26 protein-coding genes are annotated in these 22,478 nt (G+C 46.7%); 22 read left to right on the top strand and 4 right to left on the bottom strand.

The window, feature by feature from the left end; genetic code table 11:
• Positions 1-13 precede the first annotated feature (13 nt).
• From recF to dnaA, 4 genes are all read right to left on the bottom strand, one after another.
• On the bottom strand, positions 14-1,129 hold the full coding sequence (gene recF, locus J0B03_RS07005) for a DNA replication/repair protein RecF (protein ID WP_207298926.1): 1,116 nt from the start codon (positions 1,127-1,129) through the stop codon (positions 14-16).
• A 1-nt stretch (position 1,130) separates the two neighbouring features.
• Complete coding sequence (locus J0B03_RS07000) at positions 1,131-1,358, bottom strand: RNA-binding S4 domain-containing protein (RefSeq protein WP_207298925.1); 228 nt, start codon at positions 1,356-1,358, stop codon at positions 1,131-1,133.
• A 14-nt stretch (positions 1,359-1,372) separates the two neighbouring features.
• Positions 1,373-2,479 carry a DNA polymerase III subunit beta gene (gene dnaN, locus J0B03_RS06995; RefSeq protein ID WP_207298924.1) on the bottom strand — a complete coding sequence of 369 codons (1,107 nt, stop codon included), beginning with the start codon at positions 2,477-2,479 and terminating at the stop codon, positions 1,373-1,375.
• Between the two features lie 176 nt (positions 2,480-2,655).
• A complete protein-coding gene (dnaA, locus tag J0B03_RS06990; protein WP_207298923.1) occupies positions 2,656-4,014 on the bottom strand; it encodes a chromosomal replication initiator protein DnaA in 1,359 nt (452 codons plus the stop codon).
• Positions 4,015-4,424: 410 nt separating this feature from the next.
• On the opposite strand from dnaA, the gene rpmH reads away from it, so the two are divergent.
• The 22 genes from rpmH to J0B03_RS06880 all read left to right on the top strand — a co-directional run bounded on the left by rpmH (position 4,425) and on the right by J0B03_RS06880 (position 22,476).
• The gene (gene rpmH / locus J0B03_RS06985; protein ID WP_207298922.1) at positions 4,425-4,559 is read left to right on the top strand and encodes a 50S ribosomal protein L34; all 135 of its coding nucleotides are present in this window, start codon (positions 4,425-4,427) and stop codon (positions 4,557-4,559) included.
• 52 nt (positions 4,560-4,611) lie between these two features.
• Positions 4,612-4,932 carry a ribonuclease P protein component gene (rnpA, locus tag J0B03_RS06980; protein WP_207298921.1) on the top strand — a complete coding sequence of 107 codons (321 nt, stop codon included), beginning with the start codon at positions 4,612-4,614 and terminating at the stop codon, positions 4,930-4,932.
• A 26-nt stretch (positions 4,933-4,958) separates the two neighbouring features.
• Entirely contained in the window at positions 4,959-5,168 is a 210-nt protein-coding gene (gene yidD / locus J0B03_RS06975) for a membrane protein insertion efficiency factor YidD (protein ID WP_207298920.1), read from the top strand.
• Between the two features lie 51 nt (positions 5,169-5,219).
• Entirely contained in the window at positions 5,220-5,894 is a 675-nt protein-coding gene (locus J0B03_RS06970; protein WP_207298919.1) for a YidC/Oxa1 family membrane protein insertase, read from the top strand.
• 1 nt (position 5,895) lies between these two features.
• Positions 5,896-6,663 (top strand): RNA-binding cell elongation regulator Jag/EloR, encoded by a 768-nt coding sequence (gene jag, locus J0B03_RS06965; RefSeq protein ID WP_207298918.1) that lies wholly within the window; start codon positions 5,896-5,898, stop codon positions 6,661-6,663.
• A 37-nt stretch (positions 6,664-6,700) separates the two neighbouring features.
• A complete protein-coding gene (gene mnmE / locus J0B03_RS06960; protein ID WP_246798087.1) occupies positions 6,701-8,083 on the top strand; it encodes a tRNA uridine-5-carboxymethylaminomethyl(34) synthesis GTPase MnmE in 1,383 nt (460 codons plus the stop codon).
• A 7-nt stretch (positions 8,084-8,090) separates the two neighbouring features.
• Positions 8,091-9,980 (top strand): tRNA uridine-5-carboxymethylaminomethyl(34) synthesis enzyme MnmG, encoded by a 1,890-nt coding sequence (gene mnmG / locus J0B03_RS06955; RefSeq protein WP_207298917.1) that lies wholly within the window; start codon positions 8,091-8,093, stop codon positions 9,978-9,980.
• A complete protein-coding gene (rsmG, locus tag J0B03_RS06950) occupies positions 9,973-10,683 on the top strand; it encodes a 16S rRNA (guanine(527)-N(7))-methyltransferase RsmG (protein ID WP_207298916.1) in 711 nt (236 codons plus the stop codon). The genes mnmG and rsmG overlap by 8 nt, the downstream gene beginning before the upstream one ends.
• 18 nt (positions 10,684-10,701) lie before the next feature.
• Complete coding sequence (noc, locus tag J0B03_RS06945) at positions 10,702-11,511, top strand: nucleoid occlusion protein (protein WP_207298915.1); 810 nt, start codon at positions 10,702-10,704, stop codon at positions 11,509-11,511.
• A gap of 100 nt (positions 11,512-11,611) precedes the next feature.
• Complete coding sequence (locus J0B03_RS06940) at positions 11,612-12,385, top strand: ParA family protein (RefSeq protein ID WP_207298914.1); 774 nt, start codon at positions 11,612-11,614, stop codon at positions 12,383-12,385.
• On the top strand, positions 12,382-13,236 hold the full coding sequence (locus J0B03_RS06935) for a ParB/RepB/Spo0J family partition protein (protein ID WP_207298913.1): 855 nt from the start codon (positions 12,382-12,384) through the stop codon (positions 13,234-13,236). The genes J0B03_RS06940 and J0B03_RS06935 overlap by 4 nt, the downstream gene beginning before the upstream one ends.
• 44 nt (positions 13,237-13,280) lie before the next feature.
• Complete coding sequence (locus J0B03_RS06930) at positions 13,281-13,790, top strand: hypothetical protein (protein WP_207298912.1); 510 nt, start codon at positions 13,281-13,283, stop codon at positions 13,788-13,790.
• A 14-nt stretch (positions 13,791-13,804) separates the two neighbouring features.
• Positions 13,805-14,440: a CvpA family protein gene (locus tag J0B03_RS06925; protein WP_207298911.1), complete on the top strand. Its 636-nt coding sequence runs from the start codon at positions 13,805-13,807 to the stop codon at positions 14,438-14,440.
• A 29-nt stretch (positions 14,441-14,469) separates the two neighbouring features.
• Positions 14,470-14,667, top strand: coding sequence for a DUF951 domain-containing protein (locus J0B03_RS06920; RefSeq protein WP_207298910.1), 198 nt, complete (start codon positions 14,470-14,472; stop codon positions 14,665-14,667).
• A gap of 101 nt (positions 14,668-14,768) precedes the next feature.
• A complete protein-coding gene (gene rpsF, locus J0B03_RS06915; protein WP_207298909.1) occupies positions 14,769-15,056 on the top strand; it encodes a 30S ribosomal protein S6 in 288 nt (95 codons plus the stop codon).
• Between the two features lie 15 nt (positions 15,057-15,071).
• On the top strand, positions 15,072-15,518 hold the full coding sequence (locus tag J0B03_RS06910; RefSeq protein WP_207298908.1) for a single-stranded DNA-binding protein: 447 nt from the start codon (positions 15,072-15,074) through the stop codon (positions 15,516-15,518).
• 16 nt (positions 15,519-15,534) lie between these two features.
• On the top strand, positions 15,535-15,762 hold the full coding sequence (rpsR, locus tag J0B03_RS06905; protein WP_207298907.1) for a 30S ribosomal protein S18: 228 nt from the start codon (positions 15,535-15,537) through the stop codon (positions 15,760-15,762).
• Between the two features lie 108 nt (positions 15,763-15,870).
• Positions 15,871-17,832, top strand: a complete 1,962-nt coding sequence (locus J0B03_RS06900) for a DHH family phosphoesterase (RefSeq protein ID WP_207298906.1) — start codon at positions 15,871-15,873, stop codon at positions 17,830-17,832.
• Positions 17,833-17,846: 14 nt separating this feature from the next.
• The gene (gene rplI / locus J0B03_RS06895) at positions 17,847-18,293 is read left to right on the top strand and encodes a 50S ribosomal protein L9 (RefSeq protein ID WP_207298905.1); all 447 of its coding nucleotides are present in this window, start codon (positions 17,847-17,849) and stop codon (positions 18,291-18,293) included.
• Positions 18,294-18,307: 14 nt separating this feature from the next.
• A complete protein-coding gene (gene dnaB, locus J0B03_RS06890) occupies positions 18,308-19,648 on the top strand; it encodes a replicative DNA helicase (protein ID WP_207298904.1) in 1,341 nt (446 codons plus the stop codon).
• Between the two features lie 135 nt (positions 19,649-19,783).
• Positions 19,784-21,172: an NAD(P)/FAD-dependent oxidoreductase gene (locus J0B03_RS06885; protein WP_207298903.1), complete on the top strand. Its 1,389-nt coding sequence runs from the start codon at positions 19,784-19,786 to the stop codon at positions 21,170-21,172.
• Positions 21,173-21,186: 14 nt separating this feature from the next.
• Entirely contained in the window at positions 21,187-22,476 is a 1,290-nt protein-coding gene (locus J0B03_RS06880; RefSeq protein ID WP_207298902.1) for an adenylosuccinate synthase, read from the top strand.
• Positions 22,477-22,478: the final 2 nt, after the last annotated feature.

Here is a 22,478-nt window from a genome sequence, read left to right as displayed (position 1 = left end):
CTTCATCTTTGATTCAATACAGTTTTCCACTTTTCACATTATATATTTTTTTCATGCTTTTGGGCAATTGGTCCAAAAAACTTATTTCCGTTGATGTAATGACGATTTGATTGTCCTTGAAATGTTCCATGATCCTTTGCTGTCGATTTCCGTCCAGCTCCGACATGACGTCATCCAGCAGGACGATGGCGTCCTCTCCCGTCTCTTCCTTGATGATGCTGGTCTGGGACAGTTTCAATGACAGGGCGCAAGTCCTCTTTTGTCCCTGGGATCCATAGGTTTTTGCATCCATGTCGTTGATGTTGATCTTGATGTCATCCAAATGGGGGCCTGCAGACGTGGACCCTCTCCGGATGTCCTGGGAAAGGTTCTGATCCAGCTTTTGCCGAAAGATCTCTTCAAAGGACGACAAGTCGTCGTTGTTTTTGATCAGATTGGAATAATAGTATAATTTCAGTGCTTCCTTGCCGTCGGTCAGGTTTTCGTGGATCTCCTTGGCGATGCCGTTGATCTTTTGCATGAAACCGATCCGGTTGAAGAGGATCTTTTTCCCTGTCTTTACCAGCCGTTCATCCCAAACAAACAGGGTATCCTTTACGGAGGGGTCCCGCTGCATGGTTTTGAGCAGTTCGTTTCGCTGGCGCAGGATCTTTCCATACTCCTTCAGAGCCGCGCCGTGGACCGGCTTGATGTTGAGCAGCTCGTTGTCGATGAAACGCCTTCGTTTGTCCGGCCCGTCCTTGACGATGGACAGATCCTCCGGTGTAAAATCCACAATAAGGATCTTCCCTGCCAGTTCGCTCCGCGATTTCAGTTTCTTGCGGTTCAGCAGGATGGAGGTTCCTTCTGCAGATAGACCATAATTCATGGTGATCTGTACGTGTTCCTTGGAATCCGTGTCATTGCGAACAAAGATCCCGTCCACAAAGGCCTTCTCTTCTCCGGTTTTCACCAATTCCCGGTTGGGATTTCGAAAAGAACGTCCCCGGCTGAGAAAATAGATGGATTCCAGCAGATTCGTCTTTCCCTGTCCGTTCTCCCCCAAAATCAAATTCATTTTATCATGAAAAAAAACCTCAAGTTCCGGGTAATTTCGAAAATTGTAGAGTTTTAATTTCTCCAGATGCATGTTATTCCTCTGCCGCAACCAGGAATGTCTCATCCAACCCGGATATTTCCACCCTGTCTCCCGGTCGGAGTTTTTTTCCCCGTTGCAGACACACTTGTCCGTTGACCAGGACATCTTCCTGTTGGATCATCATTTTTGCATAGGATCCGCTGTCGGCCACACCGGCAAATTTCAAAAATTGATCCAGTTTGATGTATTCCGTTTCAATGGCGACGATCACTTCATTCATCGATTTTCAACTCCTTACTCGTGTTCGATGTATCGAACCGGCAAAATCAGGTAGATGAAATAATCCCCGTCCACCGGCCGGATCACGCAGGGACTGACAGCCGTCGTAAACTCCAACATCACTTCCTCTTCGCTGATGGCTTTGAGGGCGTCGATAAAATAGTTGCAGTTGAAGGCGATCTTCAGCGGTTCTCCATTCATTTCCACCGGCAGATTTTCATTCAGGTCCCCCATGTCCGAATTGGACTGGATATCCAGGCCTCCCTGGTTGAAATGCATTTTGATCAGATTGTTTTTTCCGTCCCTGGCCATAAGAGATGCCCGCTCGCAGCTGGCCAGCAATTCCAGGGTATTGGCTTTTACCTTGGTGGTGGCATTTTCCGGTATGATCTGCTTGTAGTTGATGTATTCTCCCTGAAGCAGGTTGGATACCATGCTGGTCTCCCCAATGGTGAACAAGGCCTGATTTTTGGTGGTGGAAACAAAAAGATCCTCTTCCTTCATGGACAAGAGCCGATACAGTTCCATCATGGTCCTTTCGGGAATGATCTCCTTAATGGACAAACCCTGGTTGATTTTTCCTTTACGAAGAGCGAGACGGTATCCATCCAGGGCCACCAGCTTCATCTCTCCATTTTCCAGTTCCAAAAGCTCCCCGGTAAGAACCGGTATGTTTTCACTTTTTGCGACGCAGAAAATGGTTTCCTTGATCAGACTGCGGAACAGTTCTCTTGGGATCTGGATGGCTTCGGATCCGCGAACTTCCGGCATTTTGGGAAAATCTTCCCCTGCTTCTCCCTGTACGTTAAATTTCGACTGGTTGCAGGTGATCTTCACCGCGTTTTTGTTGTTTTTTTCAAAATAGACGTTTCCATCCGGCAGTTTTCTGGCGATCTCGGAAATCAATTTTGCCGAAAGCACGATGCTGCCCTCTTCTTTAACGGTTCCTTCCAGCCTGGTTTTGATCCCCAATTCCATATCCGTACCCAATAAGGTGATGGCCTCGTTGGATGCTTCAAAAAGGATGCCTTCCAGGATGGGAAGAGTGGATTTGGTGGAAACTGCTTTTTGGACCGTACTGACGGCTTGGATCAAGTCATTTTTTGTCGTTGAAAATTGCATGAAATTTCATCCCCTGTTCTATTTATCTATATTTTAAAGTAGTAATAGTAGTAGTAGGAGCTGTGGATACGTGGATAAGTACCTGATCATGTTCCTGTGAAAGAAAAACGGCAGTTCACAACATGTGGATAACCACAAGGGAAACAAGGCAAGTTATCCTTTTTTATCCACAGGGGTCAACCGTTGCCTTTGATGTCTTTCATGATCCGGTTGATCAGATTCTTGAAATCGAAGTTTTCTTCCATCTCTTTTGCGATCTTGTCGATGGCATGAATAACGGTGGAATGATCCCGACCTCCAAATTCATCTCCGATCTTGGGAAGAGACAGTTCCGTCATTTCCCTGGAGATGTACATGGCCACCTGTCTTGGGTAGGCAATGGATTTGGTTCGTTTTTTCAGGTTGAAGTCATCCACTTCGATGTTGAAGTACTTTGCCGTCACTTCCTTAATAAGGTCCACGGTGATGATCTCCGGTTTTTTTGCAGAGATGATGTCTTTTAAAGCATCCGTGGCAAGATCCACATCGATCCCCTGGTTGGTGAGCCTGGAGAAGGCATTCACCCGGATCAAGGCACCTTCCAGTTCCCGGATGTTGGATTGGATCTTGTTGGCGATGAAGACCAGAACATCATTTCCGATGTCGATCTTCTCCGTGTTGGCCTTCTTTTTAAGGATGGCGATCCTGGTTTCCAGGTCCGGTGCCTGGATGTCGGTGATCAATCCCCATTCGAAACGGGAACGCAATCGTTCTTCCAGGGTGGGGATCTCTTTAGGAGGACGGTCGCTGGAGATGACGATCTGCTTGTTGGCGTCGTGAAGGGCATTGAAAGTATGGAAGAATTCTTCCTGGGTCCCTTCCTTTCCAGCTATGAACTGGATGTCGTCGATGAGCAGGACATCCACATTCCGGTATTTGTTGCGAAAAGAAATGTTGTTTTTGTTTTGAATGGAGTCGATGAAGTCGTTGGTGAACTTTTCACAGGAAACGTAAACGACTTTCTTGTTGGGCCATTGTTCCAGGGTGTAGTGGCCGATGGCGTGCATCAGATGTGTTTTGCCCAATCCAACTCCTCCATAGATGAACATGGGATTGTACCGCTGGGCGGGTGCCTCCGCCACCGCTACGGAAGCGGCATGGGCGAAGCGGTTGCTCTCTCCGATGACGAAGGTTTCAAAGGTATATTTGGGATTCAAATTGCTGCTGTTTTCCAGTTGGTAGCCAGAAGAAGTTTGGTTGTTTTTGACGGGTGGATCCTGTTTGTGATCCGTGGAAGATCCGGAAGAAGAAGGTATGATGAATTCCACCATGACATTTTGTCCGGTGACGTGTTTTAGTGCATTGCCGATGAGCAGGGCATATCGGGCCTCCAGGATCCCTTTTGTAAAATCATTTTCCACGCCCAGTACGATGGTGTTGTTGTTGTGGGATATGGGTTCGATCCGCTTGAGCCAGGTTTCAAAACTGACTTGAGTCAGTTCCTCCTCGATGATCTCCAACGTTTGATTCCATAAGTGCTGCAGATTGCTGTCCATTACATATTGCTCCTTCCAGATGGAAATGTACTGTGCATAACTTGTCGATAAAGGGTTTAAACAAAGAACAACATCCATTTCATGAACAGATGTTGATAATTATTATGTACAGGTCGAATGTTGAATTATCGCGATTTATTTGGAGTTATGCACAAAAAAACTTGTTATATCCACATTTTATCAATAGAATGTGGATATGTGCACAAAAATCCCTTGAAGTTATCAACACCTGTTTATATAATAGCAGAAAAAGAAGGAGTTTATCAACAATTATATTGCAGGACGGAATATTGGGGCTGAATGAAGGATTGCCCTTGACAGCGCAGGGGAATGGATATATAATTCTATGGTGAATCCATTGTGGAAAAGTATGGTTTTATATAAATTATAGGTGTTGGGAGGTGTTGGTAATGAAGATGACTTATCAACCTAAAGTAAGACAAAGATCGAAAGTCCACGGTTTTAGACAACGTATGAAAACTGCTTCCGGTAGAAAAGTATTGAGCAGCAGAAGAAGAAAAGGAAGAAAGCGTTTATCCGCTTAAGGCCGCGTTTGAGTGGCCTTTTTCTAAATATGGGAGAAAGGCCGGCAGGAAGATGAAACCAAATTCTTTCAATAATCGACGGTTTCGGGTCATATACGGGAAGGGTGCATCCACAGCCAACCGCAACCTGGTCCTTTATTATCTGGAAAACGGATCGGATCACCATCGATTGGGAATAACCGTCAGCAAAAAAATCGGAAACAGCGTAACGAGAAATCGGGTCCGTCGCTGGATCAAGGAATCATACCGTCTGAATCCCTTGCAAAGGGAAAAGGGGCTGGATCTGGTTTTCATCGCCCGAAAGGGTTGTGAAAATTTGGATTACCATACTATTGAAGGTTCTGTTAAGCACTTGTTGAGAAAGATCCGTTAAGATGGATTACAGATTTGTAGGTTAAAATGAAAAAAATATTGATTTTAATGATACGATTTTACCAGAAAGCCATATCGCCGCTTTTTCCGAGGACATGTCGGTTTTATCCCACCTGTTCCCAGTATTGTGCCGAGGCTGTCGAAAAATATGGGGCCGTGAAGGGGCTTTACCTTTGTGGTAAGCGGGTCGGCAAATGTCATCCCTTTCATCCAGGTGGTCACGATCCCCTAAAATAGGCGTTGCTATATTACAAATAAAGACAATAATTAAATTCCGGGAGGAAGAAAATGTCAATTTTATACACCTTGTTTGGTACTATTTTGCATACCATATATACGATCGTGCAAGATTATGGTATTGCCATTGTCGTTTTTTCCATCTTTGCAAAGCTGATGTTGTTGCCTGTGACCATCAAGCAGAACAAATCCATGCAAGAAATGAACCGCATCCAGCCGGAGCTGCAGGCGATTCAAAAGAAATACGCCAACGACAAACAAAAATTGAATGACGAGACCATGAAATTATACCAGAAGCACAATTACAATCCCATGGGAGGATGTCTGCCCATGCTGATCCAGTTTCCCATCATCATCGGATTGTTCGGGGTCATGCGGGAACCGGCAAAATACGTGTTCACGCCGGAAGTTTTTGCAACCATCGATAAATCCTTTCTTTGGTTGTCGGATCTGAGCATTGCCGATCCCATCCATATCATTCCGGTGTTGGCGGCAGTGACGACCTATGTCAGCATGTCCAATCTTGGAAAGACATCTTCGGGAGGAAACAGCCAGGCACAGACCATGACCCAATCCATGAAGATCATTTCTCCACTGATGATCGGATTCGTATCCTGGACATTGCCGTCCGGTTTGGGTTTGTACTGGGTGATCCAAAACATACTGACTTATGTTCAACAGCTTATCATGCAGAAAGGCGTCGGTATCAAAAAGGGGGATCAGTAGGATGAAAAAGGTAGTATCCGAAGGAAGAACCGTTGAAGAAGCCATAGAAAAAGCACTAAAAGAGCTGCAGGCCACCAATGATCAGGTAAACAAGAAGATCCTGGAGATGCCATCCAAAGGGATCATGGGCATTTTTGGCGTAAAGAATGCCAAAGTGGAAGTTTCCATGATAGAAGACACGGCCAAGGACGCTGACTTGAAAGTACCGGCAAAAGAAGAGTGGAAGAGTGGACCGGAAAAACCGGTGAAAGATATGAAGGCGGATGTGAAAGAAGAAAAAGTTCTCCCAAAAGGTCAAGGTCCGGAAACGCCGGGTACCATTGAAGAAAAGGCAGAACATTTTCTTGGAGATATTTTTGAAAAATTCGGCATCGTTGCCACTTGCACTACTGTCTTGGATCAACGGCATCTGAGCATCACCCTGGAAGGCGAGGACATGGGGATCCTGATCGGTCGAAGAGGCCAGACTTTGGATGCCATTCAGTATTTGACCAGCCTGGTCGTCAACAAGGCTACCGACGAATACGTCCGAGTCGTCATCGATACGGAAAACTATCGGGAAAAGCGGGAAGCCACGTTGAAAGACCTGGCCCACAAGCTGGCAAAAAAAGTGGAGCGAACCCGCAAGAAAGTAGTTTTGGAACCGATGAATCCATATGAACGACGGATCATCCACGCAACTTTGCAGAATCATAAAAGAATATACACATACAGCGAAGGTGAAGAACCTTTTAGAAAAGTAGTGATCGATTTAAAGAAGACCAGCTAAAAGGCTGGTCTTTCATGATATGTAGGAAGGTGAAGAAGTGAATTACTTGGAAGATACCATTGCAGCCATATCCACTCCCGTAGGGTTTTCAGGCATTGGCATTGTACGAATGAGCGGGACCATGTCCCTGTCCATCATTGACGAGATATTTCAGGCAAAATCCGGAAAAAGCGTAATGAATCATCCCAATCGCTCCATGGTCTACGGCCACATCGTGGACCAGGAGGGATCCATTGTGGACGAAGTACTGGTCAGCGTCATGAAAGCGCCCCACACATATACGAAAGAAGACATCGTGGAAATAAACTGCCACGGGGGCATCGTTTCCGTGCGCAAGATCCTGGAGATCCTGACGGAGAAGGGAGCGCGGCTGGCGGAACCGGGAGAGTTCACCAAGAGAGCGTTTTTGAATGGACGTTTGGACCTGTCCCAGGCGGAAGCCGTCATCGATGTCATCAATGCAAAGACGGATAAAAGCTTGAAGATGTCGGTGAAGCAACTGGAAGGAAATCTCTCCAAAAAAATTCGGGAAATTCGACATGTTTTGGTGGAGATCCTTGCCTATATTGAAGCGGGGATCGATTATCCCGAGTACGACATCGAAGAACTGACCCAGGAGGTCATGGAAAGCCGGATCCAGGAAGCCAAAAAGGCGGTGGATGGCCTCATCGATTCTTCCAAAAGTGGAAAGATCATCCGGGAAGGGATCAAAACAGCCATTGTGGGAAGACCCAATGTGGGAAAATCCTCCCTCTTGAATACCCTGTTGGGGGAGGAGAGGGCCATCGTTACGGAGATCGAAGGAACCACCAGGGATTCCATTGAGGAATTCATCAGCATTCGAGGGATCCCACTAAAGATCATCGATACAGCGGGGATCCGGGAAACGGAAAACATCATCGAAAAGATCGGGATCACCAAAACAAAGGAAATTTTGAATGAAAGTGATTTTGTCTTGCTGCTTTTGGACGGGCAACGGAACCTGGAAGAAGACGACAAGGCCCTTTTGGAATTGGCCAAGGATAAAAAAGGCCTGGCCATCATCAACAAGGTGGAAAAAAACCAGGTGTTGTTTCAAAAAGATGTAGAAAAGAAGACCCACATGGAAGTAGCGGAAATTTCGATCCTGGAACAAAAGGGGATCGACAAACTGCGGGAGAGGATCTACGAGACCATCTCCGATGCGTCCATGGATGGAGAATCCTATGACATGGTTTCCAATATTCGCCATATTCAGTTGCTCAAGGAAGCTTCCAAGGCCTTGAAAGAGGGATTGGAAGGATTGAAGAGGGGGATCCCGGTGGAAATGCTGTCCGTAGACATGAAAAATGCCTGGGAAAGCCTTGGGAAGATCACCGGAGAAACGGTGGGAGAAGCACTCCTGGATGAAATTTTCGGCAAGTTTTGTATTGGAAAGTAGGTGTGAAATGACATATATAGCAGGAGAATATGACATCATCGTGGTAGGTGCAGGCCATGCCGGCTGCGAAAGTGCTCTGGCGGGAGCCCGATTGGGGAAAAAAACCCTGCTGGTGACCATGAATTTGGATTCCATCGCCCTGATGCCCTGCAACCCCAACATCGGGGGGACTGGAAAAGGCCACCTGGTGCGGGAATTGGACGCCCTGGGGGGAGAGATGGGCAAAAACATCGATAAAAGCATGATCCAATGCAAGATGTTGAATACGGCCAAAGGACCGGCAGTCCACTCTTTGCGGGCCCAGGCGGACAAGCTTCAATACCAGAAGGAAATGAAGCAGACCCTGGAAAAGCAGGAAAATCTTCATCTGAAACAGTATGAAGTAACGGAATTGCTGGTGGAAAACGGAAAAGCCACAGGTGTTGTGGTGAAGACCGGTGCCGTCTTTCAGGCAAAAGCGGTGATCCTGGCCACCGGCACCTATCTGAAGGCAAGGATCGTCATTGGGGATACCAGCTACGATGGCGGGCCCAATGGTCTGTTCGGTGCCAACGAACTGTCGGGTTCCCTTAGGGAGCTGGGGGTCCGTTTGCTCCGCTTCAAAACGGGAACACCGGCCAGGGTGGACAAGCGAAGCGTTGATTTTTCCAAAATGACCATACAGGAAGGAGATCCCCAGATCGTACCCTTTTCCTTTGAGACGGAGAAGATCGACATCGACCAGTTGCCCTGTTACTTGACTTACACCAATGAAAAGACCCATCAGGTGATACGGGACAACCTTCACCGATCCCCCTTGTTCAGCGGAGACATCGAGGGCGTGGGACCTAGATATTGCCCGTCCATCGAAGACAAGGTGGTCCGTTTTTCAGACAAGCCGAAGCACCAGATCTTTATCGAGCCGGAGGGCAGGGACACTTACGAAATGTATGTTCAGGGAATGAGCTCCAGTCTACCGGAAGAAGTGCAGCTGAAAATGTTGAGAACGGTAGAAGGCATGGAAAATGTGGAGATCATGCGATTGGCTTATGCCATCGAATACGACAACATCGATCCGGTCCAGTTGAAACCCTCCTTGGAATTCAAATCTGTGGATCACTTGTTTTTTGCCGGGCAAATCAACGGAACCAGCGGCTACGAAGAAGCAGCGGCCCAAGGGCTGATCGCAGGGATCAATGCCGTTAAAAAACTCGAAGGGACGGTTCCTTTGATTCTTGACCGGTCCCAGGCATATATAGGAGTTCTTATCGACGATATCGTCACCAAAGGAACGCTGGAACCATATCGGATGATGACCTCCCGAGCGGAATATCGTTTGATTCTGCGACAGGACAATGCAGACCTGAGATTGACAAAAATTGGATATGACATTGGTCTGATCGGAGAAGAGCGGTATCAGAAATTCCAAATAAAGGAAAGAGCGGTCCAAGATGAAATAGAGCGCGTTAAAAAAGTAATGGTAAAACCGACGAAAGAATTAGAAGCGTTTTTTGCCGGAAAAAACAGTACTTTTTCGAAAAAGGGGTTTACCCTTTATGAACTCTTAAAAAGACCGGAAATGGGCTATTTTGAGCTTGAAAAATTTGATCCGGATCGCCCGAAATTGCCAATAAATGTAATCGAACAAGTGGAAATACAAATCAAGTACGAAGGCTATATCAAAAAGCAATGGAGCCAGGTCGAACAATTCAAAAAATTGGAACGACGAAAAATTCCGGAAAATTTGGATTATGAAAAAATAAGCGGCTTGAGAACAGAAGCAAGGCAAAAGCTTTCCAAGATCCGACCCATTTCCGTCGGTCACGCTTCCCGCATTTCCGGCGTATCGCCTGCAGACATTTCGGTGTTGCTGGTACACATGGAAAATTTTCGCCGAAGGGAGAAAACCGATGAATGAAGATCAGCTGTTGAAGGAAGGCCTTAAAAATGTCGGCGTGGAAGTTTCCCAAGAGCAAGTCCGACAACTGATGGATTACATGGACCTGGTTTTGGAAGAAAACAAAGTAATGAACTTGACGGCCATTACCCAGCCGGAAGAATTTATCCAAAAACACTTGCTGGACTCCATTTCCATGTGGCCGGGAGAAGCATCTTCCCAAAAAGTCCTGGATCTGGGAACAGGAGGGGGTTTTCCCGGAATTCCTCTTAAAATCGTCCATCCGGATTGGGACCTAGTCCTTTTGGATTCCACGTTGAAAAAATTGAAATTCCTGGAGAAGGCAACGGAGCAGATGGAGCTGGATCAGGTGTCAACGATCCATGGCAGAGCGGAGGACCTGGGACATGAAGAAACATATCGAGAAGCCTTCGACTTGGTTTTTTCCCGAGCGGTGGCATCTCTCAACACCTTGCTGGAGTACTGCATCCCTTTTGCCAAGGTAGGGGGACTGGTAGTTGCCGCCAAAGGACCAAAATGCAGGGAGGAACTGGAAGCGGCAAAAAATGCAATGAAGAAGCTTCATTGTGTTCTAGAAGAAGTGAGGGAAGTTCAAATACCGGGAGATGAAGCCACCCGATTTGTCGTCGTGATCCGGAAAACCAAGACCACACCGGCAATATATCCCCGAAAACAAGGCTTGCCAGGGAAAAAACCTTTATAAAGAAAAAGGGGGACCAGGATGAAGAAAGAAATGAAGATCGTCTATATACCACTGGAAAACATCGGACCAAACCCATATCAGCCAAGAACGAAATTTTCGGAAACCTCTTTACGGGAGTTGGCTCGATCCATCGAAAGCTATGGAGTGCTCCAACCCATAACCGTGCGGCAGTTGAGCGAAAATCGGTATGAATTGATTGCCGGAGAAAGAAGGTACCGGGCTGCAAAATTGGCAGGCCTGACCCAGATCGCCGCCATCGTCAGCGACATTGCGGATTCAGACTCTGCCATGATCGCTCTTATTGAAAACATCCAGCGGGAGAATCTGGATTTTGTGGAAGAAGCGGAAAGCTATTTCCAATTGATGCAGATCCATGATCTGACCCAGGAACAAATCGCGAAAAAGGTGGGGAAAAGCCAGTCCACCATTGCCAACAAAATGAGGATCTTGAAGCTGTCCAAACCAGTTCGGGACGTGTTGTTGCAGGAGAAACTGACGGAAAGACATGGGAGGGCCCTGTTGAAGATCCCCGACGAAGAACTGCAGCTGGAAGCGTTGAAGAAAGTCGTTCAGCGAGACTTGAATGTAAAAAAGACGGAAGAACTTGTGGAACACATTCGGGATGGTATCCTACAGGGAGACAAGGACGGAAAAGTGACTCCCGCCAGCAGGGCAAAGATCAAAAGCAGGATCAACCTTCGCATTTATACAAATACCTTGAAGCAGGCCTACACCGAAATACTGAAAACCGGCGTGGAAGCAACATATGATGAAATTGAAAAAGACGATGGATTGGAAGTACGCATTCTTATCAAAAAAAACAGGTGAAAGCCTGTTTTTGTGTTTCACGTGAAACTTTGTTGTGAATCTGCATTGATATTGCATTGATTAATGGTAGAATGGTACTATGAATCAATGGAGGGCGATTATGACAAAAACGATATCCGTATTTAATCAAAAGGGTGGTGTGGGGAAAACCACGACCAACATCAATCTGAGCACTTATTTGGCGAAAATGGGCAAGAAAATATTGGTGGTGGATGCGGACCCACAAGGAAATACGACCAGCGGATTAGGAATCGACAAAGAAATACTGGATCTGTCTCTTTATGACGGGTTGATCAATGAAGAAGCTTGTGAAGACATCAAAATTAAAACTCATTTTGAGAATCTGGACCTGGTCCCGTCCAAACCAGAGTTGGCCGGAGCTGAAATAGAGATGACGGCCATGAAAGATCGAGAAATTCGATTGAGAAAATTCTTGGAAGGCTGTAAAAACAAATATGACTTTATCTTCATTGACTGTCCTCCTTCCTTGGGACTTATTTCCCTGAACGCATTGGCGGCGTCCGACTCCATTCTTGTTCCCATACAGTGCGAATATTATGCATTGGAAGGAGTCAGCCAATTGATGAATACGGTGAATCTGGTAAAACGGGGTTTAAACAATCCATTGCATATCGAAGGGATCATAATGACCATGTTTGACGGCAGGACCAATCTATCACTCCAGGTTGTGGACGAAGTATGCGGATATTTTGGAGAACAAGTATATAAGACGGTCATTCCGAGAAATGTTCGTCTTGCAGAAGCACCCAGTCACGGATTGTCCATTGTGGAATACGATGACAGATCCAAAGGTGCAGAAGCATACGAAGCCTTGGCGAAGGAGTTTCTAGGAAGAACGGAGATGAAGCAATGAAGACGAAAAAAGGATTGGGACGGGGGTTGCAAGCTCTGATCCCTGAAGAACAGCCAAAAGACAACGAAGGTGTCCTGCATGTTCCCATCGATCGGATCTATCCCAACAAAAACCAGCCCCGCGTGAATTTTGACAAGGAAAAACTGGAAGAACTGGCTTCTTCCATTAAAGAACACGGCGTTATTCAGCCCATCGTTATTTCCAAAGAAGAAGACGGGTATAAAATAATTGCCGGTGAGAGACGGTGGAGGGGAGCAAAGATGGCAGGGCTCAAAGAAATTCCTGCCATCATCATGTCCGTTACGGAAATGCAGATCATGGAATTGGCCTTGATCGAGAACCTGCAGCGGGAGGATCTGAATGAGATCGAAGCGGCGTCGGCATATCGGGATTTGATGGATCAATTCAAATTGACCCAGCAGGAGATCGCCCAGCGTCTTGGAAAAAGCAGGACCGCCATCGCAAACACATTACGTTTGCTGAATTTGCCCAAGGACATTCAAAAATTGATCGAAAACAATACCATAACTCCAGGACACGGCCGGTGCATTCTTTCTTTAGAAGGAGAAAAGCGGCAAATATTGCTGGAGAGGATCTTGAAAGACAAATTAAGCGTCCGGGAAGCGGAAAAGCTGGTCCAGACTCTGAAGAAGGACAAACCGGTGAAGAAGGAAAAGGATCCGAATCCGGCTTTGGATCGACTGTTCATCCAAGATCTGGAGGAACAGCTCCAACATGTATTTGGGACAAAAGTAAACATTCAAGAAAAAAACAATCGAGGTAAAATCGAAATAGAATTTTACGGAAACGACGATTTAGAACGGATCATGGAATTGTTGTCAAAACGATAACGTTTCACGTGAAACAACAAGGTGGAGACGGAGGGAAGGAATCATTGAAAGATAAGATGAATATTATATTGAAATGGGCGGTGATCGGCAACCTGGTTCATTTGTTGGTGGCAGGACTGAATACGCTGATCAACAAGGAATCTACTGGACTGATGCTTTTGATGACCGTATTGACGCTGCTGGTTTGGACCTTTATCGGTTTCAAGCTGGGAGGGGAAGTGGTGAAAGGAAAGGAGACGGACTTTCTTCTTTTCGGATTTTTGTGCATTTTGCCCATGCTGCTCTTTAATCTGAGTGCGCAGGTACTTCAAGGAACAGTGGAAGGATTGACCACGATCCAGAATTACAACTTGTTCTATTTTCTGGGTGCACCGGTCCTATTTTGGAACAACCCGTTTTATTCGATCATGAATTTATTTCCGGAAAGCAACATTTACATACAAATGAATATTAATTTGATGCTGGTCGTGCTATTTTCATTTCTTGGAGCGTATATTGGCAAGGGTTTTCGCATCCAGCAATTGAGAAAAAGCAAAAAGAAGCAGTTGAACTAAGGGAGGCAGAAAACATGTCCTGGGTAGACATACTCATTCTTTTTATTTTTGGCTTTTACATCGTTTTGGATTTTAACAGGGGACTGGTACAGTCTTTGGCTTCCGTTGTGTCCTTCATTGTGTCCTTGATCGTTGCAACCGTATTGTATAAAAGCGTATATGCATTTATTGTGGAAAATACTGGATATTACGACAAGCTGGTCCAATTTCTGCAGGAGCGTTTTGCTACAGACGGCTCTACCAACGGGATCTCCATTTTGGACCTGGAGAAACTGCCGGAAGCGGTTCGCAAAGTCATCGAAGGTTTGATAACGGATAGTGCATCATCCGGAGTAGGCGTGGACATGGCGGCTTCTTTGGCGGATATGATCTTGTACGCCTTGTGTTTTCTTGGGGTGTTCATTGTGGTCCGCATCATTATTTTTGTCATTGCAGGACTGCTGGATTTTATCGCGAAGTTGCCCGGACTCAATATCGTGAACAAACTGGGCGGGGTGGCCGTCGGGGTCATCGAAGGAGCCCTCATCAGCCTGGTCATCGTCAATGGAGTCTATACCCTTTCCATTCTGTTTAAAATGGAAAGCGTGATCAATGCACTGAACAACTCCAGCATTGCCCAGTACTTTTACATCGGTTATTTCTTTATTTAGATGTTTGTTGCAGACAGGAGGAACAAAAGGTGGATGTGAAAATCGGAGATCTTGTGGAAACCAAAAAGAAGCATCCCTGCGGAAGTGTCACCTGGGTGGTCATTCGAACCGGGATGGACATTAAAATGAAATGCCAGGGTTGCGGAAGGATCGTAATGCTGGATCGGGAAAAATTCGAGAAAAGAGTAAAGCGGATCCTGGAAACCAATGAAACCAAGGAAACTTGAGAAAAAAAAGTTGTGCTCCAACCCAGTTGTGGTATAATAAGAACACTGCGTGCATCCTTGCTCTCATTTTGAGGGCCATAGTCCAAGAGGAGGTGAAATGAATGAACAGTTATGAAACAATAATCATCTTTAACCCGGAATTGACGACAGAACAAGTGGGAGAGAGTCTTGAAAAAATCAAGACGATGATTTCCGCAAAAGGCGAATTGGAGAATGTCGAAGAATGGGGCAAAAGAAAACTGGCGTACAAAATCAAAAACAAATTCACAGAAGGTTATTACGTCCTTGTAAATTACAAGGGAACCAACGAACTTCTGGCAGATTTGGACCACGGTTTTAAAATTTCCGAAGATTTTGTCCGACACTTGACCATAAAAAAAGAAGTATAATCGGAGTGATAAATAATGAACAAAGTCGTACTCGTAGGTCGCTTGACAAAAGATATTGAATTAAGGTATACCCAAAAGGGCACAGCAGTGGCGTCTTTTACCATTGCCATCGATCGTCGTTTTAAAAATCAAAACGGCGAAAAAGAAACGGATTTTATCAACTGTGTCGCCTGGGGCGCACAGGGCGAGACCGCTTCGAAATATGTGGGTAAAGGCAGCCAAATAGGTGTATGCGGACGGATTCAAACAAGATCTTACGAAGCAAACGATGGAGGAAGAAGATACGTTACCGAAGTCGTATGTGAAGAAATTGAATTCCTGAGTTCTGGTGGAAATCAGAACCGTTCCGGCGGGTATTCCCCGGCAAAACAGGATCAAAATCGAAACAGCAATTCGGATTTTGGCGTTCCAATGGATGATTTTCAACCGTTGGAAGACGATGATGACGATCTTCCATTTTAAATGAGGAGGTAAATCAATGGCTAGACCATTTCGAAGAACTAGAAAAAAAGTCTGCAATTTTTGCGAAAGCAAATCTGGCGCAATCGACTATAAAGATTTGAAAACTTTGGGAAAATACGTTTCCGAACGAGGAAAGATCCTTCCGAGACGTGTTACAGGAAATTGTGCGAAGCATCAACGAGAGTTGACGGTAGCAATCAAAAGAGCAAGAAGCATCGCCTTATTGCCCTATACTTCAGAATGAGAGATTCCCTTATGGGAATCTTTTTTTATATGAAGCGAGCCAAACTCTGATATGATATAATATTCTTGTCGGTTTCAAAGAGGAGGAGTACCCCTGGACAACAAACGATTGATCGGTTTTTTTGTTCCCAATACAAACATATATCTGTGGATCATCGGCATATTGGTCGGGATCCTGTATTTCTATACCATTCCACTGGCTGTCCTGGGCAGCTTCATTCTCGTGTATTTGATCTATTACAAATACAGGGTGGACGTGGAAAGTGAAGAGAGATGGCGGCATGTTGTGGAAAATCTTCAGTTGGACATGGACGCCGCATCCCAAAACATCATGATGGAATTGCCTTTTCCCTTGATCATCTTGCGGAAAGACGAAACCATCCTTTGGTACAACAGCAGGTTTCGAACCATTTTGGGGAGCAAAGCCAATATTCTGAACAAAAAATATACAAAGATCTTTCCGGAATTTGATTTTGACATATTGACCGGGGAAGAAGAGCAGTGGTCCGAGTTCCAACTTCGTGACAGGCACTATCGGGTCTATACCAAACCGGTCACCAACGCCAAAGATGAACAAATTTTTCTTCTATATTGGATCGACCAAAGCGACTGGAAAGAATTGAAGAAAAAATATGAAATGGAACGGCCTGTGGTGGCGTATCTGCAGGTGGATAACTACGACGAAATACTGAGCAGCACCAATGAAAGTTATCGTCCCCTGATCAATGCCATCATCGACCAAAAAATCGGTTCCTGGTGCAAGGAATACGACGCACTGGTAAACAAATATGAACAGGATCAATACGTGCTGGTATTTGAGCAGCAGCATCTCTATGCCATGGAAGACAAGAAATTCACCATTTTGGATACCATGAGGGAGACACAAAGCGGCAACAAGATCCCCATAACGGTGAGCATGGGCATCGGATTCTCCGATGACGACATCTCTTTTGTACAGCGCAAGGATCTGGCCAAGTCGGCCATGGACATTGCATTGGCCCGAGGCGGAGATCAAGTGGTGGTGCGAAGAAACGAAAAAGTGAGCTATTTTGGCGGCAAAACCCAGGCTTTGGAAAAGAGGACCAAGACCAAAGCCAGACTGAAGGCCCATGGTATCAAGGAATTGATCGAAAATGCGGACCAGGTATTCATCATGGGGCATGCATTGCCGGATATCGATGCATTGGGAGCGGCACTGGGTATTTATCGATCCACTATGTTCTTGAATAAACCGGCATTTATGGTAATAGATGACAGTAATCCGTCCATTGATGTATTGTACAAGGATATGTTGGGAGCGGGCTATGGAGAAATGATGCTTCGGGGAGAATCGGCCCGAAAAAAATGGACGACGGATTCCCTTCTTGTCATTTTGGATGTGCACCGGAAAGACCTGGTCCAGGATGTGGAATTGCTGGCTAAAGCGGAGAAGGTGATCATCATCGACCACCATATACGGGCATCCAACTTTATCGAGGAAGCTGTTTTGACCTACATCGAGCCCTACGCATCGTCCACCTGCGAACTGGTGACGGAAGTCATCGAATACATCGACGAAGAGATCGACCTGACAGAACTGGAAGCAACGGCCCTGTTGGCAGGGATCCACATGGACACAAAAGGATTCAGCTTCAAAACAGGAGTACGGACCTTTGAGGCCGCATCCTTTTTAAGGAAAAAAGGGGCGGATACCTTGAAAGCAAAAGAGTATCTCAAAGACGACCTGGAAATACTGGTAGCCAAGTCGGAAGCATTGAAAGAGATCGAGTTTGTTGAAAAAGGGGTCGCGCTGGCGGTGGTGGAAAACCGCAGCGAAAAAGTCCAACTGATCGCTGCCCAGACTGCAGACGCCATGCTGAACATTCAAGGTGTGGAAGCGGCATTCGTCCTTGCCCAAAATGGAGAAGGAGCCATCATCAGCGGCAGGTCCTACGGTAAAGTGAACGTGCAGCGGATCTTGGAAGAACTTGGCGGTGGAGGACACATGAACATGGCCGGGGCCCAATTGCCGGGGGTGGATCCGGCACAAGCAAAAGAAAAATTGATACAGGTAATAAACAAGTACGTTTAGGGAGGAGAAACAAAATGAAAGTAATATTACTGCAAGACGTAAAGAGCATGGGGAAAAAGGGGGATGTTGTCAATGCAAAGGATGGGTATGCCCGAAACTTCCTCTTTCCGAAAGGATTGGCGTTGGAAGCAACCAAAGAGAACTTGAAGAAGAACGAAGAAGAAAGAAAAGAAGTGGAAGCAGCCCTGCAGAAGGAATTGGATGAAGCAAAAGCCCTGGCAGCCACTCTGGACAGCACCGTATTGAAGATGAAGGAAAAGGCGGCGGAAGACGGACGTCTGTACGGGTCGATCACCAGCAAGGATCTGGCAGAGGCGCTGAAGGAACAATTCGGATACGATGTGGACAAGCGAAAAATCTTGTTAAGTGAACCGATCCGTCACATCGGAAAGTTCACAGTCAGCATCAAAACCTATGCCGGCGTGACCGGAGACTTGACGGTTCTTGTCGATGCACAATGAAGAGGTGAAAAACCATGGCAGAGCGCCTGACAAAAGTACCGCCTCATAATATTGAAGCGGAACAATCCATTTTAGGAGCCATGTTGATCAGCAAAGACGCCATTGCCACGGCAACGGAGTTGATCAGCGACTCGAATATGTTTTACAACGCACAGCATAAGGCGATTTTTGAAGGGATATCGGATCTTTTCAAGGAAGATCTGCCGGTGGACATCATCACCCTGTCCAGCAAATTGAAAGATTCCAACGTCTTGGACAAGGTTGGGGGACGGGTGTACCTGGCAGAACTGGTGGAGTCGGTGCCGGTCAGCGGAAATATCCGGACTTATTGCGAGATCGTTCGTGAAAAAGCATTGCTGCGCAGCTTGATCGCCTCTTCCATGGAGGTCATCGAAGAATGCTACAACAATGCAGAAGAAGCAGATGCCGTTTTGGAATTGGCGGAAAAACAGATCTTTGATCTGTCCCAGCGTCAAAAAACAGGAGATTTCGTCCACATCAAAGAAGCCTTGGTGGGTACATTGGAGAGCATCGAAGAGATCCAGAAGAACAATTCCCGGATCACCGGTGTCCCTACAGGATTCGTTGATCTGGATCATATGACGGCCGGATTGCAAAAGGCCGACCTGGTTCTGGTCGCCGCCAGACCATCCATGGGAAAAACGGCCCTGGCCTTGAACATGGCCCAGCATGCGGCGGTGAAGGAAGGGAAGTCCGTTGCCGTATTCAGCCTGGAGATGTCCAAGGAACTATTGACACAGCGGATGCTGTGCAGCGAGGCCCACATCAACAGCCAGAGTCTGCGAACGGGAAACTTGACGGACAAGGATTGGCAAAAACTGGCCTATGCCAGCTCCGTCCTGTCCAAAAGTAAGATCTACATCGACGATACTCCAGGTGTGACGGTCATGGAGATGCGCTCAAAAGCCAGGAGGCTGAAACTGGAGCACGGCTTGGATTTGATTTTGATCGACTACCTTCAATTGATGGAAGGATCCAAGCGAAGCGAAAACAGGCAGCAGGAGATCTCTGCCATTTCACGGGCCCTCAAAGCCCTGGCAAGAGAAATGAAATGTCCCGTAGTGGCCCTGTCCCAGTTGAGCCGGGCGCCGGATGCCAGAACGGATCATCGTCCCATTCTATCCGACTTGAGAGAGTCGGGTGCCATCGAGCAGGATGCGGATGTGGTAATGATGCTGTTTCGTAATTATTACTACTCCAAAGATCCGGAAGAAAAGAACGTGGCAGAACTGAATATTGCGAAGCAAAGAAATGGAGCCACGGGCATGGTGCGCCTTTCATGGCATGAAGAGTTCACTCAATTCGGCAATTTGGCACAATACGGAGAACAATAGATTACGAACAATTTATCAAAAACCTTAATAAAAGTTCGTTTTTCTGTTGCCATGTTCTGAATAATCTGTTAGTATGTATAGTGGTTTGCCATGCCGATAATGTTGGCATAAACCAAGAGGATGGGGAAATGAATAATGAAAAAATATGATGTGATCATCGTCGGTGCAGGTCCTGCCGGGATCTTCTGCGCCATGGAAATGATCAAGAAAAATTCGGATATGAAAATTCTGATGCTGGAAAAAGGGAATTCCATCGAAAAAAGGATTTGTCCAAAACGCCGAACCAACAAATGTGTGGGGTGTACTCCCTGCAACATCACCACCGGATTCGCCGGTGCCGGTGCCTATTCCGACGGAAAGCTTTCGCTGTCGCCGGAAGTGGGCGGAGAGCTACCGGAATACATCGGGTACGAAGAAACGGAAGAACTGATCCGTTACGTGGATGACATTTATCTGGGATTTGGCGCAGACAACAAGATCTATGGGATCGATGACGAAGAAAAGATCGCCGAGATCCGCCGCAAGGCCATACAAAGCGACTTGAAACTGATCGAGTGTCCCATACGCCATGTAGGAACGGAAGTAGGGTATGAGATCTACACTAAATTGCAGAACCACTTGCTTTCCAACGGAGTGGAGATCCTGTTTCGAAATCCGGTGAAAGAGATCCTGATCGAAGACGATAAAGCCATTGGTGTTGAGGCCGATAAACTTTACTATGCAGACCGGATCGTCGTTGGCGTCGGCCGGGATGGTTCCGAGTGGTTTGAAGAGATCTGCAGGAGAAACGGCGTGGACACGGAAGTCGGTAAGGTGGATATCGGCGTACGGGTGGAATGCCGCAATGAAATCATGAAAGAAATCAATGATGTCATGTACGAAGGCAAGTTGGTTTATTATACGAAGACATTTGACGACAAAGTGCGAACCTTTTGCTCCAATCCCGGAGGAGTCGTTGCAACGGAATACTACGACGACAACCTGGCGGTGGTCAACGGACACAGCTACAAGGCGGAAAGCATGAAGACCAACAACACCAACTTTGCCTTGTTGGTGTCCAAAGGGTTTACAGAACCGTTCAATTCACCCATTTCTTATGGGAAGTACATCGCCGGACTTGGCAACATGCTCTCCGGCAACAAGATCATCGTCCAACGATATGGGGATTTTCGTCGGGGACGTCGCACCACGGAAAACCGACTGGTGCGAAACAACATCCAGCCCACCCTAAAGGATGCGGTACCGGGAGATCTGTGTCTGGTATTGCCCTACCGGATCATGAAGGACATCGAGGAAATGATCCAGGCCCTGGACCATGTCACTCCAGGTTTGGCCAATGATGAAACCTTGATTTACGGCGTGGAAGTGAAGTTTTATTCCAATAAGATCAAGGTCAATGACGATTTTGAAACCAATATTGAAAACCTCCACGTCATGGGGGATGGAGCAGGAGTGACCAGGGGATTGATGCAAGCTTCTGTAAATGGCGTATACGTGGCCAGAAAAATCTTGGACCGATCCTGAAAGGAGACAAAGCGATGAGTAGTGTTGTAGTAATAGGAGCCCAGTGGGGCGATGAAGGAAAAGGGAAAATCACCGACTATCTGGCCCAACAGGCGGAAGTAGTGGTGCGATACCAGGGAGGAAACAACGCCGGGCATACGGTGGAAGTAGGAGATAAGCAGTACAAACTCCACCTGATCCCATCGGGGATCATCAATCCGGACAAGCCCTGCATCATTGGAAACGGCGTTGTCATCGATCCAAAAGCCCTGCTGGACGAGATCGATTATTTGGAGAAGGACGGGGTAGCAACGGAAGCATTGACCATCAGCGACCGGGCCCATGTCATCATGCCTTATCACAAGCTCCTGGACGAATTGTCGGAAGAGAGTTTGGGAGACAAGAAGATCGGGACCACAAAAAAAGGGATCGGACCGGCCTACATGGACAAGACCAGCCGCTCCGGGATCCGGATCTGCGATCTGATGGACCGGGAGCTGTTTTCGGACAAACTGAAAACGTTGCTGGAAGAAAAGAACAAGATCATCACCCTGATCTATGGTGGGGATCCCTTGGATTATGAAGAGATCTTGGAAACCTATCTGGTCTACGGACAGCAGCTGCAAAAGTATGTCAGGGATACATCCGTCAACGTCTATGATTATATTCGAGAAGATAAAAGGGTATTGTTCGAAGGAGCCCAGGGGACCCTTCTGGATCTGGATTTTGGAACCTACCCCTATGTCACTTCTTCCCATCCCGGCTCCGGTGGAGTCAGCACCGGTACCGGCGTCGGACCGGGCGCCATCCATGAAGTGTTGGGTGTGGTGAAAGCTTATACCACCCGTGTTGGCGAAGGTCCTTTCCCTACGGAGCTTTTCGACCAGACGGGAGAATACATCCGTCAGGTGGGAAAAGAGTATGGAACCACCACTGGACGAGCCAGAAGATGCGGTTGGTTCGATGGAGTGATCTTGAAATTCTCCACCAGGATCAACGGATTGACGGCTTTGGCCATTACAAAGCTGGATACCCTTACCGGCATTGAAAAGCTGAAAGTCTGTGTAGGATATGAGAAAGACGGCAAAGTGCATCATGATTTCCCTGCGTCTCTGAAAGATCTGGCAGCCTGCAAGCCGGTCTATGAAGAGTTGGATGGGTGGAACGAAGACATCACCATGTGCAAGAGTTTCAGCGAACTGCCGGAAAACACGAAAAAGTATGTGGCCAAGATCGAAGAGATCAGCGGGATCCCGGCGAAGATCGTATCTGTAGGACCCAATCGAAGCGAGACCATTATTCGGGACGACGTTTTTCGAGGATGACC

Origin of the sequence: Alkalibacter rhizosphaerae (genome assembly GCF_017352215.1) — a bacterium.
GTDB lineage: Bacteria > Bacillota > Clostridia > Eubacteriales > Alkalibacteraceae > Alkalibacter > Alkalibacter rhizosphaerae.
This window is presented reverse-complemented; position numbering and strand designations above follow the sequence as displayed.